Below are 14,977 nucleotides of genomic sequence, written 5' to 3'. Positions count from 1 at the left end.
CTCTCCGAAAGGGACTAAATCTCGCGCGAAAGGGAATCTCGCTCTCCGAAAGGGACAAATTCGCGCACGAAAGGGAATCTCGCTCTCCGAAAGGGACAAATTCGCGCACGAAAGGGAATCTCGCTCTCCGAAAGGGACTATTCCGCGCACCAAAGGGAATCTCGCTCTTCGAAAGGGACTATTCTACGCGCGAAAGGGAATCTCACCTCGACGAAAGGGAATCTCATTCAAAATCCTAACAAAAAAAGAAACCGCCCTCAGGCGATTTCTCCATTTTATAAATTAGTCTGCGTAAATTGGGTGTGCATCTGTTAATGATTTTACGCGTGTAATTGCTTCTGCTTTGATTGCTGCATCGTTTGGATTTTTCAATACAAGTGCGATGATTGAAGCAACTTCTTTCATATCTTCTTCCTTGAAACCACGAGATGTAATCGCTGGTGTACCGATACGTACGCCTGAAGTTACGAATGGTTTTTCTGGGTCGAATGGAATTGCGTTTTTGTTCGCTGTGATGTGTACTTCATCTAATAAAGCTTCTGCTTCTTTACCAGTTAGGTTTAGTGAGCGTACATCTAATAATAATAGGTGGTTATCTGTACCGCCTGAAACTGTTTTGATGCCTTCAGCTTCTAGTGCTTCACCTAAAACTTTTGCGTTTGTGATGACTTGTTGTGCGTATGTTTTGAATTCTGGTTGTAATGCTTCACCGAATGCTACTGCTTTCGCTGCGATTACGTGCATTAATGGACCACCTTGAATTCCTGGGAAGATTGATTTGTCGATCTTTTTACCCCATTCTTCTTTACAAAGAATCATACCGCCACGTGGGCCACGTAATGTTTTGTGTGTTGTTGTTGTTACAAAATCAGCATATGGTACTGGGTTTTGGTGAAGACCAGCCGCTACAAGACCGGCGATATGTGCCATATCCACCATGAATAATGCGCCTACTTCGTCTGCGATTTCGCGGAATTTAGCGAAGTCGATTTCACGTGGGTAAGCTGAAGCACCTGCTACGATTAATTTTGGTTTGTGCGCTAATGCTTTTTCGCGAACATCGTTATAGTCGATTACATTTGTATCTTCTGTAACACCGTATTCTACGAAATTGTATTGAACGCCAGAGAAGTTTACTGGGCTACCATGTGTTAAGTGACCACCATGTGCTAAGTTCATACCAAGCACTGTATCGCCCTGCTCAAGAATTGTGAAATAAACTGCCATGTTTGCTTGTGCACCCGAGTGAGGCTGTACGTTAACGTATTCTGCACCGAATAATTCTTTTGCACGATCACGCGCGATATCTTCTACGATATCTACGAATTCACAACCACCGTAGTAGCGTTTCCCAGGATAACCTTCTGCATATTTATTTGTTAATACAGAACCCTGTGCTTCCATTACTGCTTTTGTTACGATATTTTCTGAAGCGATTAACTCGATGTTTTCTTGTTGGCGTGCAAATTCTAATTCAATTGCGTTAAATACCGCCTTATCTTTTGCTGCAAGTTTTTCCATTTCTCTTTGCCCCCTAAATAATTAATTAACCTAATGTATATACTGCTCGTTCTCCACCGACTAGTTTTAAACGAGTTTTTGCAACTGTTACAACAGCTTCACCAATACGTTGGACAGATGTTCTAACAGGAACTGCCACCCTCTTTAAATGCATACCGATTAATGTTTGGCCGATATCAATTCCTGCATGAGCTTGTACAGTCTCTACAACGACAGGGTCTTGCAGATGACGATAAGCATATGCTGACATCGATCCTCCTGCTTTGACGACTGGAATAACGGCAACTTCTTCTAATTGATAGCGTTCAGCTGCTTCCCTCTCCATTGTTAAAGCACGATTAATATGTTCACAGCCTTGGAATACTAGATAAAGTCCATGCTGTTTTGCAAATTGTTCAAGTGGTTGATACAGTGCCTCTGCAATTTCCAAACCACCTGCTGTACCGATTTTTGCACCTTTGACTTCAGATGTGGAACATCCGACAACAAATAATTGCCCCTCTTTAAAAGTAGCTTGTTCTGCTAATTCATTTAATAAGATGGTTAGATCTTGCGAGATTGTGTCTAACATGATCATGACTCCTTACGAATTGCGTTTATTTTTGTTCTTCAAGTGCAGTGATTTTTTCAATGCGACGTTCATGACGACCACCTTCAAAATCTGTTTGTAACCAAGTTGCGACAATTTCACGTGCAAGGCCGGGGCCGATTACACGCTCACCCATTGCAATAATATTTGAATCATTATGGCAACGTGTAGCTTTTGCTGAGAATACGTCATGTACTAATGCACAACGAATTCCTTTTACTTTATTTGCAGCGATTGACATGCCAATGCCTGTACCACAAATTAAAATACCTTTATCGAAATTACCTGAAGCAACACCTTCTGATACTGGTTTTGCGTAATCAGGGTAATCTACAGAGCTGTCGTCTTGAGGTCCAAAATCTTCATAACTGAATCCTAGCTCATCTAGTAAGGCCATAATCTCCTTACGTAAATTGTTTCCGCCATGGTCAGATGAAATTGCGATTTTCAATTTAATCCCTCTTTTCATTATGTTTAAGGTTCACTACAATATTACCATTTTTACATTGAGAAAGACATATATTTTCAAAATCCAAGGTCCTTCCACACCTATAAGACGAACGTTTAAAACTTAAATAGATAAAATAGTTAAGTTATATATAGTTCTTATAGCTTTCAAATAAATAAAACATCTCTTTAAATACATAATACCGAACTTTGTAGATTTATACAATACGTTAATTTTTCTGATAATTCTTACTATATGGACAAAAAATGTTATCTTTTTTTCATTTTTACTTCTTTAGTGAATCAAAACCTATTTCAAACCTGAATTTCTTTCACAAAAAAGAGATGGACTGAATCGCCCACCTCCCATTGTTTTCGTATTGTTCTACATATTTAAATGTTCTATATACTAACATTGGGATCAAATCCATCTCTGAAATAAAAAAAAGAAACCACTTTTCTCAAGTGATTTCTCTTTTCTACTATATATTACTTAAATTGCTGAATGGTTTTATGCAGTTCTTCTGATTGTACTTGTAAGTTGCGTGATAGGTCATCCATTTGCGAAATCGAACGAGCTTGTTCTTCTGCCGCACTGCGAACTTCCTGCGCTCCTGCACTTGTTTCCTCAGCAATCGCTGCTACTTCTTGTGACTGTTGTGCTGTTTGTTCAATATTGTGTAACTGTTTTTCAACAAATGTTGAGATTTCATCTACTGAAGATGCCATCTTATTCACAATCTGATTCATACTTGAAACGGCGTCTGTTGTTTCGTTGACACGTGCCATTTCATGTTCTGCAATTTCAACTTGTGACGTCATCTTACCTACAACTTGTACAACGTCTGCTTGCATCACTTGAATTAAATTCGCAACACCTTTTGCTGCTTCCGCGCTACCATCCGCAAGTTTACGTACTTCTTCTGCTACAACTGCAAATCCTTTACCATGCTCACCAGCGCGCGCTGCTTCAATTGACGCATTCAATGCTAGTAAATTCGTTTGCTCTGCAATTGAACCGACTAATAAAATAATCTTTTCAACTTCATTAGCATTCCGTTCTAATTGGTGGATATCTTGTAACGCAAGACGATTCCCCTCAGCCATATCTTGAATACCCTTCACAAGTTGTTCAATGGCTGTTGTTGTGCGATTCAGTTCACCAATCATTTTTCGAGAATACTCTGAAGAAGTTACTGCATGATTATTCACTTCATCTGCTAGTGAACGTACATCTTCCATCGCTTCTGCTGTATTTTGAATCGAGATGGCTGAATCTACAGCGCCTTCTGAAATCTGTGCGATTGTTTGGGCAATGGCATCCGACTGTTCTAAAGCTTCTTTTGATTCTACTGATAAAGCGCGAACCGTTTGATTCGTTTGTTGAAAATTATCTTCAATACTACTGACCATTTGACGCAAGTTGACAAGCATCGTTTGAAAAGCCTTCGCTAAAGATTCGATTTCATCTTTTGATTTACGAACCTCAATTTCTTGATGAATATTCCCTTTTGCTGCTTCTAGCGCTACTTTTTCAAGTTGTTGTAACGGCTTAATAATAAAGAATGCTAAAATTGCTGCTAAAATACCAGACCACATAACCCCTAAACTAAACGTTACAATCTCAAATACTAATACATTGGAATCGGGAAAGAACGTAGGCTGAATATATTGTATAAATACTAAACTCGTCCCGTATGTAATGACTGCTAATGCTACTACAAATAAGACTAACTTTTTACGTAAACTAAATGCGTGCTTATTTTCTTTTTCCATGTATTAATCCTCCACTATTTTCGATTGAAGTGCGTCAATCAAACGTTGTAGTTCTTCAAATGTACGACGATAGACATCTACACTTCCACCGTATGGATCCGATACATCTTTTTGTATATTATATACGTATTCATGTAATGTAAATGCTTTATCCGCAATGTGTGGGTGTACTTGCAATAATGCATGTAAATGCGATTCTGTCATCGTCAAAATTAAATCTGACTGATTTAATCGATTTATATCTACTGGTGAAGATCGATGTTGCGTTTCAATTCCATTTTCTTGTAATACAATTTGGGCATTTGTGGACATTGGAACACCTGATTGTGCATAAACACCTGCTGAATATACCTCCACATTTTCTAATTTCTTATGTTTCAAAATTGCTTCTGCCATTGGACTTCGACATGTATTACCTGTACAAATAAAATAAATTTGCATGGCGCACCTCTCCTATAGTTAAATTATACCTTATTTAGAAGGAAAAATGATACATTTTACCAAAAAAATATTATGTCTAAAGTATCAAATATAACTTCATACATTATTTATTTCCATCTATTTTTATTATATTCATCTTAACACATACCATCTAGAAAAAAGAGAATCACTTGATTGCGTGATTCTCTTTAAAAATTTTTATTTATACCAATTACCGCCTGCTGATTTTTCAAGTCGGTTCATAATAGCTGAACCCACACCATCTGTCGTTGTCGCAGTTGCGAGTACAATATCTGCATCCGTTGCGTCACAAGCACGTAATGCATGATACAGATGTAACGCCATCTCTTCTTGTGTATCTTGTCCAAATGAGAAGAAATAATCCGCTTGCTCACACGCATAATTTTCTGGTGCGAGTAAAGCCACTTTTTTATTTTCTTTGTGCAACGCTTGAATTGCAGAATGGATTTTCTCTTCATCTTTTTCAATCATATAAACAGGCGCATTCGGTGCATAATGTGTATATTTCATACCGGGCGCTTTTGGAGCACCTTCTTTTTGTTCTAAATGTGTTGGTTGATGAACTTCTCCAATGACAGCTTCCAACATTTCTTTTGTGACACCACCCGGACGTAGAATGGTCGGTATATCCAATGTACAATCAATTACTGTTGATTCCACACCAATTCCTGTTGCGCCACCATCTACAATCATCGGAATTCTACCTGCTAAGTCTTCTTCTACGTGAATACCTTCTGTTGGACTGGGCTTACCACTTCGGTTCGCACTTGGCGCAGCGACTGGTTCACCTAGATGTCGTAACAATTGTAGTGATACAGGATGACTTGGCATACGTAAACCAATTGTATCCAAACCAGCTGTTACTTTTTCAGAGAGTACATTTGGCTTCACTTTACAAATAACGGTTAAAGGACCTGGCCAAAATACATCCATACATTTTTTTGCTTTATCATTTACATCGATTACATAGCGATCAATCTCTTCAATTGTTCCGATATGAACGATTAACGGATTGTCAGACGGGCGACCTTTTGCTTCATAAATCTTCGCTACTGCCGCATGACTTGTTGCAACGCCACCTAGTCCATAAACTGTTTCGGTAGGAAACGCGACAACCTCGCCTGCTTTTAATAACTGAACTGCTTCATCATAGGCAGAAGTAAATGTACCATCTGGATTGACGACGACTCGTTTTGTCTCCATTTTGCTCTTCCTCCCACACAATTTTTCAGAAAGTTATGCACATTTTTGATTTTTAGATTAAAACTGTGGATATTTCGTGAAATTCTGTGCATAACTTTTTCAGAAATATACGAATTTATTTGAAAATAGGTGCTCTAGACTTCTTATAAGTATTGATACTACGCATTTCGCACCACTTCTAATTATTTTATTAAATGTAAAGGTTTTATACTTTACAGATGTGGATAACTATCCGATTTCACAAAAAATCATGCGATCTTGTCCAAATAAATCTTTTAAAACTTCAATTTTCCCCTGTGGAAAACTTTTTTTCAATAAGTTATGCACAGCTTCACCCTGTTGATAACCTATTTCAAAACCAATAATTGCTTGGTTATGCACAATATGCGGTAATTCCTCGCAAAGTCTACGATACAATTGTAGACCATTTTCTTCTGCAAATAGGGCCGTATGCGGTTCATGTTCTAATACTACTTCATTCATCACGTTCACTTCGTCGAACGCAATGTACGGTGGATTTGATAGTACAATATCGAACTTTTGATGTTGAACAGGTGCTGTTAAATCACCTTGTAAAAACGTGACATCGGCTTCTAACAGTTGTGCATTTTGTTTCGCAGTCTGAAGTGCATCTTCACTTAGATCAATAGCTGTTACTTGCAAACTCGGGCGCTCTTTTTTTAATGTGACTGCGATTGCACCACTTCCTGTTCCAATATCCACAAGTGATAATGGTGCATCACCGAACTTCGCTGTCATTCGCTCTAGTGCTTGCTCTACTAACTCTTCTGTTTCTGGTCTTGGAATTAATACAGCTTCATTCACTTGGAATGTACGACCGTAAAATTGTTCTGTTCCAATTAAATATTGAACTGGTTTACCATCAATATGAGCTTGGATTAGCTTCTCAAATTGTTGTTGCTGTTCTTCCGTTAAAGGCTCGCGCATATTCAACATGAGACCTGTATAATCAACAGCTAAAACATGCTGAAGTAGTAAGCGGGCTGCATTCGCCTCACGATTTTTTTCCTCTAAAAAAGAAGAAGCCCATTGAAGGGCCTCGAAAACTTGCTTACATTCTTGGTTCATTTAGTTGGTCCAATTTTTTCGCTTGTTCTTCCATAATTAACGCGTCGAATACTTCATCGAGCTTACCTTCGATGATTTGGTCTAATTTTTGAATTGTTAAACCAATACGGTGATCTGTTACACGATTTTGTGGATAGTTATATGTGCGAATACGCTCCGAACGGTCACCTGTACCAACAGCTGATTTACGTTCTGCATCATATTCACTTTGCGCTTCTTGTTGTAATTTATCATATACACGCGCACGTAAAATTTTCATCGCTTTTTCGCGGTTTTTTAATTGTGAACGTTCATCTTGCATCGCTACAACAACGCCTGTTGGAATATGCGTCATACGTACAGCTGATGCTGTTTTGTTGACGTGCTGACCACCTGCGCCTGATGCGTGGTAGATGTCAACACGAATATCTTTTTCTTGTAAGTCTAATTCTACTTCTTCTGCTTCTGGCATAACCACTACCGTTGATGTAGATGTGTGTACACGACCTTGTGATTCTGTTTCTGGAACACGTTGTACACGATGTGCGCCACTTTCATACTTGAATTTTGAGTAAGCGCCTTGTCCATTAATCATGAAGACAATCTCTTTATACCCACCAAGTTCTGTTGGGTTCGCGTTCATAACTTCGATTTTCCAGCCTTGTGTTTCCGCATATTTACTGTACATGCGGAATAGAGAGTTTGCGAATAGTGCTGCTTCGTCTCCACCTGCTGCCCCACGAATCTCCATGATTACGTTTTTACTGTCATTCGGATCTTTTGGAATTAAAAGTACTTTTAAGCGTTCTTCTAAGGCTGGTACTTGTACTTCTAGTTCTTTTAATTCTTCTTTAACCATTTCTTTCATATCCGGATCAAGCTTTTCGTCTAACATCTCTTTTGCGTCAGCGATTTGTTCTTTAATTGATTTATACTCACGATACACTTCAACTGTTTCTTGAATATCTGATTGTTCTTTTGAATACTGTGCTAATTTTTTATTATCCGATACAACGTCTGGGTCACTTAATAACTCATTTAAACGTTCATAACGGTCCTCAACTGCTTGAAGGCGATCAAACATATATTTTCACCTTTTCCTTTCTTATTCCTAATCTATATCATGTTTTATCTATTTATTGTCCCAATAATAGTATAAAGAAAAAGAGTAACTCTTGCTACTCTTTTAAAAATCATCCTATATATTTTACCCTAAAAAACGACTTTTTTCATCACTTTTCTACAACAGATGTCTTACCTTCTGGTACAAAGTGATGATGACGACATCTTGGCTCGTATGCTTCAGATGCACCTACTAAAATAACAGGATCATCTGCTTTTGCAGGTTCTCCGTTAATTAAACGCTGTGTGCGACTAGCTGGTGAGCCACATTCGCTACATACAGCTTGTAATTTCGTGACTTGTTCCGCAATCGCCATTAAAAATGGCATCGGTCCAAATGGAACGCCTTTAAAATCTTGGTCAAGTCCAGCTAAAATCACGCGATAGCCATGATCTGCTAATTTTTGTACCGTTTCGATAATATCGTGACCAAAGAATTGGGCTTCATCAATTGCTATAACATCGTACTCGTCTGAGATATAATCCCACATTTCTGATGGTTCTTGAATCGGATAAGCAATAACGGTTGTGCCATTATGTGATACAACGGCTTCTTCACTATAACGATTATCAATTTGTGGCTTGAATACTGCAATGCGTTGTTTCGCAAATTGTGCACGACGTACACGACGAATTAACTCCTCCGACTTCCCAGAGAACATACTACCGCAAATTACTTCAATCCAGCCATTTTGCTGCGTTACATACATTGAAATACCCCTTTCTTCATTCTATAATTATGGCATTATTTATATGTAAATTCAAAATTTTATGTGATGCAAAACGATGATTTTATTTTAAACAACGTGCTTTATACTACAGGAATCTACCCTTTTTATCAAGGTTAAATACATGGTCATTTTCGCACTTTTTTAAAGGAGTTTAGCGTTGAAAGGGACTGATTTGCTTCCGAAAGGGACTATTCCGCGCGCCAAAGGGAATTCCTGCTTTTGAAAGGGACAAAACCGCGCGCGAAAGGGACTAATCCGCGCGCCAAAGGGAATTCCTGCTTTTGAAAGGGACAAATCCGCGCGCGAAAGGGAATCTTGGCATTTGAAAGGGACAAATCCACGCGCGAAAGGGAATCTCGCCTTCTGAAAGGGACAAATCCGCGCGCGAATGGGAATCTCGCCTTCCGAAAGGGACTATTCCGCGCGCCAAAGGGAATTCCCGCCGCCGAAAGGGACAAATCCGCGCGCCAAAGGGAATTCCTGCTTTTGAAAGGGACAAATCCGCGCGCCAAAGGGAATCGGCGCCGCCGAAAGGGACTATTCCGCGCGCGAAAGGGAATCTTGGCATTTGAAAGGGACTAATCCGCGCGCCAAAGGGAATCTCGTCTTTTGAAAGGGACTATTACACGCGTGAATGGGAATCTCCGCCGCCGAAAGGGACTAATCCGCGCGTGAATGGGAATCTCCGCCGCCGAAAGGGACTATTCCGCGCGCGAAAGGGAATCCCCGCCGCCGAAAGGGACTAATCCGCGCGCGAATGGGAATCTCGGCTTCCGAAAGGGACTATTCCGCGCGCCAAAGGGAATCTCGTCTTTTGAAAGGGACTAATCCGCGCGCCAAAGGGAATTCCTGCTTTTGAAAGGGACTAATCCGCGCGCGAATGGGAATCTCGGCTTCCGAAAGGGACAAATCCGCGCGCCAAAGGGAATCTTGGCATTTGAAAGGGACAAATCCGCGCGCGAATGGGAATCTCGTCTTCTGAAAGGGACTAATCCGCGCGCGAATGGGAATCTCGTCTTTTGAAAGGGACTAATCCACGCGCGAATGGGAATCTCGGCTTCTGAAAGGGACAAATCCGCGCGCGAAAGGGAATCCACACTTATGTAAAACGAAAAATACCTGCTAAGCGACGAAGCGCCTAGCAGGTATTTTAATAATTCGAGTTGAATTATTTAAGACCGTATTTTTTGTTGAAACGATCAACACGTCCATCAGCAGACGCGAATTTTTGACGGCCAGTGTAGAATGGATGACATTCGTTGCAGAATTCGACAACGATGTTTTCTTTTACTGAACCAGTTTTGAAAGTGTTACCACAAGAGCAAGTTACTGTTGCTTCTTTGTAATCTGGGTGAATACCTTGTTTCATGTTTGTTTCTCCTCTCGCCCTGAACCATCTGGAACAGAGTAGTTAATATCAAACTGTTGCCTTACACGACCCAGAATCATCTGTCGCATATGCAACACGTAATGATTGCATCATGAATCAAATTATAACAAAGACCATATTTGAATGCAATTTATTTTTCTTGATATGACATAAATAAAATGTTTTGAGCTTCTATTATGTAAAATTAAATAAGCCCTTTACCATTCGTTGCTTTTTTCATACTTGAATCGAGCTTTTCAAAAAATTCTTCGTTTGTTTTACATGTACGTAGTTTTTTCAAGAACTTCTCTGTAAAGTCAGGTGCATCCGCAAATGTTTTGCGAATTCCCCACAATTTATTCAATTGTTCTTTTGGAATGAGTAATTCTTCTTTTCTTGTTCCTGAACGACGAATATCAATCGCTGGGAAAATACGACGCTCTGCTAAATTTCGGTCTAAGTGCAATTCTAAGTTCCCTGTACCTTTGAACTCTTCATAAATCACTTCATCCATGCGTGAACCCGTATCAACTAAAGCAGTTGCTAAAATTGTTAGACTTCCGCCTTCTTCGATATTACGTGCAGCACCGAAGAATCGTTTTGGACGATGGAAGGCAGCTGGATCAATACCACCTGAAAGTGTACGTCCACTTGGCGGAATAACCAAGTTATAAGCACGTGCTAAACGTGTAATCGAGTCCATTAAAATAATGACATCACGTTTATGTTCCACAAGGCGCATCGCACGCTCTAATACTAATTCTGCTACCTTCACATGATTTTCAGGTAATTCATCGAATGTCGAGCTGACAACATCTGCTTGAACAGAACGCTCAATATCTGTTACTTCCTCAGGACGTTCATCAATTAATAAAACAATTAATTCAGCTTCAGGATACTTTTCTGTAATGGCATTCGCTATTTCTTTTAATAATAGCGTTTTACCTGCTTTTGGTGGCGCTACAATCAACCCACGTTGTCCAAAACCAACCGGTGCAACTAAATCCATAATTCGTGTTGATAATTTCGTTGGTGTTGTTTCTAGTTTGATTTGTCGATCAGGATATAGTGGTGTTAAAGCCGGAAAATGAACACGTTCTTTTGCAGTCTCAGGATTCTCACCATTTACTGCTTCTACGTGTAGTAAACCATAATAACGTTCATTTTCTTTTGGTGGACGCACTTTACCCGTTACTTTATCTCCATTACGTAAGCTAAAACGACGAATTTGAGATGCAGAGATATAAATATCTTCAGAACTTGGCGAATAGTTAATTGGACGTAAGAATCCGAAACCTTCTTGTGAGACGATTTCTAAAATCCCTTCCATGAAGAAGTATCCTTCCTGTTCAGCTCTTGATTTTAAAATAGCAAAGATTAATTCTTTTTTCGTTAATTTACTATAATAAGATACTTTATACTCTTTTGCGAGCGCATAAAGATCCTTGAGTTTCATATCCTCAAGTTGTGAAATTGTTAATGCCGGCATATTTATTCAACACCACTCTTATATTATTTTTTTATTTATTTTATATGCAATGCATGGGAATTTAAAAGAGATGTATAGAAAGAAAGGGCTCGACAGCTTGCGCTGCCGAGCAATTATATAAGTAGAATGAGAAAGTTTTGTTTAGTCTTCCATGTATAAGTTTGGTTTTTTCGTTAAACTATGGCGACCTTCTACAAAACGGACAGTACCAGATTTTGCACGCATTACAACTGATTCTGTTGTACAGTGTCCACCTTTGAACTGAACACCTTTTAGTAATTCGCCATCTGTTACACCTGTCGCTGCAAAGATTGCGTCATCACCTTTTACTAAATCATCCATGTATAAAACTGTGTTTACTTCAATTCCCATTTTTTCACAACGAGCGATTTCTTCATCGTTCGATGCAACTAAACGACCTTGGAATTCTCCGCCTAGACATTTTAATGCTACTGCTGCGATTACGCCTTCTGGTGCACCGCCTGTACCGAATAAAATATCTACACCTGTTTCATCAAATGCTGTATTAATAGCTGCTGCTACGTCGCCGTCATTAATGAATTTAATACGAGCTCCCGCTGCACGGATTTCGTCTACGATTGCTTGGTGTCGATCACGCTTTAACAACGTTGCTACAACATCCTCGATATGTTTGCCTTTTGCTTCTGCTACAGCTTTTAAGTTATCTGTTACAGACGCATTAATGTCGATTTTTCCAGCTGCTTCTGGTCCAACCGCAATTTTGTCCATATACATATCTGGTGCATGAAGTAGATTTCCTCTATCTGCAATTGCAAGTACTGTTAACGCATTACCGCTACCAGCTGCTACGATATTCGTACCTTCAAGTGGGTCTACTGCGATATCTACTTGTGGTCCATTTGGATCTGAACCTAATTTTTCACCGATGTATAGCATTGGCGCTTCGTCCATTTCACCTTCACCGATTACTACTACTGCGTCCATTGGAATTGAGTCGAATACTTGACGCATCGCTGTTGTTGCTGCATCATCTGCTTCGATTTTTAATCCTCGGCCCATCCATCTTGCTGATGCGATTGCCGCTGCTTCTGTTACACGTACTACTTCCATTGATAAACTGCGTTTCATCTTTTACTGTTCCTCCCGTTTGCCACTTTTTCTTAATAGTGGAATGGTTTAAACCAAATCTATTGTAGCACAGTGAGAAAATTATAGTGCTGTTTTCAACAAATTGTTCACTATTTTTCTTCTGTTACAACGGCACTTGTTAGTGTAACTTTATCAATAACAGCACCTAATCCACGCAATTTTTCAATGAGATTACTATAGCCTCTCTCAATATGATAAATATCGTGAATTTCTGTTTCACCTGAAGCGAGTAAACCTGCAATAACAAGCGCAGCACCTGCACGTAAATCAGTCGCTGTTACCGATGCGGCAGTCAAAGGTGTTGCTCCTTTAATAATTGATGAACGACCTTCTACTTGACCTGTAGCTCCCATACGTTTCAATTCTGCAATGTGTTTAAAACGCGCAGAGTACACTGTATCTGTTACAACAGATGTACCATGTGCTTGTGTTTGTAAAACGGAGAATGGTTGTTGTAAGTCTGTCGGGAAACCTGGATAAACAAGTGTTTTAATATCTACTGATTTTAACTTTTCTACTTTTGGAATATGAATTTTTTCTTCATATTCTTGGACTTCTACGCCCATCTCACGTAATTTTGCTGTGATGGGTTCTAAGTGAAGCGGGATAACATTATCGATTGTAATTCCATCACCAATTGCTGCGGCCATAATCATATATGTACCTGCCTCAATACGATCTGGAATAATCGTGTGTTTTGTACCACTTAAACTTTCAACACCATCAATACGAATCACATTCGTGCCAGCACCTTTGATTTTTGCACCCATGCTTGTTAAAAGCGTAGCCACGTCAATAATCTCTGGTTCTTTGGCAGCATTTTCAATAATCGTTTGTCCTTTTGCAAGCACAGCGGCCAACATAATATTAATTGTTGCACCTACACTGCTTACATCTAGATAAATTTTTGCACCTTTTAATTCATCTGCACGCAGATAAATAGCGCCATGCTCATTTGTCACTTTTGCGCCAAGTGCTTCAAATCCTTTAATATGTTGGTCAATTGGACGTGGTCCTAAGTAACAACCACCTGGAAGTCCAATGACTGCTTGTTTAAAGCGACCTAACATCGCACCCATTAAATAATATGAAGCGCGTAACTTTTTCACATTACCGTTTGGTAGCGGCATATCAATCATGGTCTCAGGATTAATTGACATCACGCCATCTTCAAATGTGACCTGTCCACCGATTTCTTCGAGTAAAGATTTCAATGTCCACACATCTAAAATTTCTGGTAAGCCTTCAATTGTTACTGGAGAACTAGCCAAAATCGATGCAGGGATTAAAGCGACAGCGCTATTTTTAGCGCCGCTCACTTTAATAGTTCCTTGCAGACGTTTTTGACCTTGAATTTTATAAACGTCCATTTAGAAATCTCCTTGCTTATTGATCTTTATTTGCCCAATCTTTCATAAAGCCTTCAATGCCTTTGTTTGTTAATGGATGATTAAATAATTGTGCTAACACGTTATATGGTGTTGTCGCAATATGTGCGCCTGCTAATGCAGCTTGTGTTACATGTTGTGGGTGACGGATTGATGCTGCGATGATTTGAGAAGAAATTTCGTGGATGGCAAAGATTTCTGCGATTTCACGAATTAATTCTACACCATCTTGACCAATATCATCTAAACGTCCAATAAATGGTGATACATATGTTGCACCTGCGCGTGCAGCTAATAGAGCTTGGTTCGCAGAGAAAATAAGTGTTACATTTGTTTTAATGCCTTCTTTTGTTAAAGATGAACAAGCTGTTAAACCAGCTGGTGTCATCGGTAATTTTACCGTGATGTTCGGGTGAATTTTTGAAAGTTCTAGACCTTCTTTAATCATACCTTCTGCATCAAGTGAGATTACTTCACCAGATACTGAACCATCAACTAGTTCTGCGATTTCTTTTAAACGATCGTGGAATGAGATATTTTTTTCTTTTGCTACAAGTGATGGATTTGTTGTTACACCTGCAATAATGCCCCATGAATGTGCTTCTTTAATTTCATCAAAGTTTGCTGTATCAATAAAAAATTTCATTATGTTTTCCCCCTGAAAATATGACAAATGGAGAA

14 protein-coding genes are annotated in these 14,977 nt (G+C 39.3%); all 14 read right to left on the bottom strand.

Features of this window, described 5'->3' with window-relative positions:
* Window positions 1-282: 282 nt before the first annotated feature.
* Window positions 283-1,521: a serine hydroxymethyltransferase gene (gene glyA, locus MHB75_RS14830; protein ID WP_340998857.1), complete on the bottom strand. Its 1,239-nt coding sequence runs from the start codon at window positions 1,519-1,521 to the stop codon at window positions 283-285.
* A gap of 25 nt (window positions 1,522-1,546) precedes the next feature.
* Window positions 1,547-2,092 (bottom strand): TIGR01440 family protein, encoded by a 546-nt coding sequence (locus MHB75_RS14825; protein WP_141274992.1) that lies wholly within the window; start codon window positions 2,090-2,092, stop codon window positions 1,547-1,549.
* Window positions 2,093-2,117: 25 nt separating this feature from the next.
* Window positions 2,118-2,561 carry a ribose 5-phosphate isomerase B gene (gene rpiB, locus MHB75_RS14820; protein ID WP_068455885.1) on the bottom strand — a complete coding sequence of 148 codons (444 nt, stop codon included), beginning with the start codon at window positions 2,559-2,561 and terminating at the stop codon, window positions 2,118-2,120.
* Window positions 2,562-3,046: 485 nt separating this feature from the next.
* Window positions 3,047-4,333: a methyl-accepting chemotaxis protein gene (locus MHB75_RS14815; RefSeq protein ID WP_141274991.1), complete on the bottom strand. Its 1,287-nt coding sequence runs from the start codon at window positions 4,331-4,333 to the stop codon at window positions 3,047-3,049.
* Between the two features lie 3 nt (window positions 4,334-4,336).
* Window positions 4,337-4,774, bottom strand: a complete 438-nt coding sequence (locus MHB75_RS14810) for a low molecular weight protein arginine phosphatase (RefSeq protein ID WP_340998851.1) — start codon at window positions 4,772-4,774, stop codon at window positions 4,337-4,339.
* A 198-nt stretch (window positions 4,775-4,972) separates the two neighbouring features.
* Window positions 4,973-5,998, bottom strand: coding sequence for an L-threonylcarbamoyladenylate synthase (locus tag MHB75_RS14805; protein WP_141274989.1), 1,026 nt, complete (start codon window positions 5,996-5,998; stop codon window positions 4,973-4,975).
* A 228-nt stretch (window positions 5,999-6,226) separates the two neighbouring features.
* A complete protein-coding gene (gene prmC, locus MHB75_RS14800) occupies window positions 6,227-7,087 on the bottom strand; it encodes a peptide chain release factor N(5)-glutamine methyltransferase (RefSeq protein ID WP_141274988.1) in 861 nt (286 codons plus the stop codon).
* Window positions 7,071-8,150: a peptide chain release factor 1 gene (prfA, locus tag MHB75_RS14795; protein ID WP_141274987.1), complete on the bottom strand. Its 1,080-nt coding sequence runs from the start codon at window positions 8,148-8,150 to the stop codon at window positions 7,071-7,073. The genes prmC and prfA overlap by 17 nt, the downstream gene beginning before the upstream one ends.
* Window positions 8,151-8,298: 148 nt before the next feature.
* Entirely contained in the window at window positions 8,299-8,898 is a 600-nt protein-coding gene (locus MHB75_RS14790; protein ID WP_068455919.1) for a thymidine kinase, read from the bottom strand.
* Between the two features lie 1,189 nt (window positions 8,899-10,087).
* Window positions 10,088-10,288, bottom strand: coding sequence for a 50S ribosomal protein L31 (gene rpmE / locus MHB75_RS14785; RefSeq protein WP_068455929.1), 201 nt, complete (start codon window positions 10,286-10,288; stop codon window positions 10,088-10,090).
* Window positions 10,289-10,493: 205 nt separating this feature from the next.
* Window positions 10,494-11,777 carry a transcription termination factor Rho gene (rho, locus tag MHB75_RS14780; protein WP_068455932.1) on the bottom strand — a complete coding sequence of 428 codons (1,284 nt, stop codon included), beginning with the start codon at window positions 11,775-11,777 and terminating at the stop codon, window positions 10,494-10,496.
* Between the two features lie 141 nt (window positions 11,778-11,918).
* Entirely contained in the window at window positions 11,919-12,887 is a 969-nt protein-coding gene (gene glpX / locus MHB75_RS14775) for a class II fructose-bisphosphatase (protein WP_068455935.1), read from the bottom strand.
* Between the two features lie 110 nt (window positions 12,888-12,997).
* On the bottom strand, window positions 12,998-14,278 hold the full coding sequence (locus tag MHB75_RS14770; protein ID WP_340998833.1) for a UDP-N-acetylglucosamine 1-carboxyvinyltransferase: 1,281 nt from the start codon (window positions 14,276-14,278) through the stop codon (window positions 12,998-13,000).
* Window positions 14,279-14,294: 16 nt separating this feature from the next.
* Window positions 14,295-14,942 carry a fructose-6-phosphate aldolase gene (gene fsa / locus MHB75_RS14765; RefSeq protein WP_340998829.1) on the bottom strand — a complete coding sequence of 216 codons (648 nt, stop codon included), beginning with the start codon at window positions 14,940-14,942 and terminating at the stop codon, window positions 14,295-14,297.
* Between the last annotated feature and the right edge of the window lie 35 nt (window positions 14,943-14,977).

The organism is Kurthia sp. FSL E2-0154 (genome assembly GCF_038003625.1).
Classification (GTDB): Bacteria; Bacillota; Bacilli; order Bacillales_A; family Planococcaceae; genus Kurthia; species Kurthia gibsonii.
This window is presented reverse-complemented; position numbering and strand designations above follow the sequence as displayed.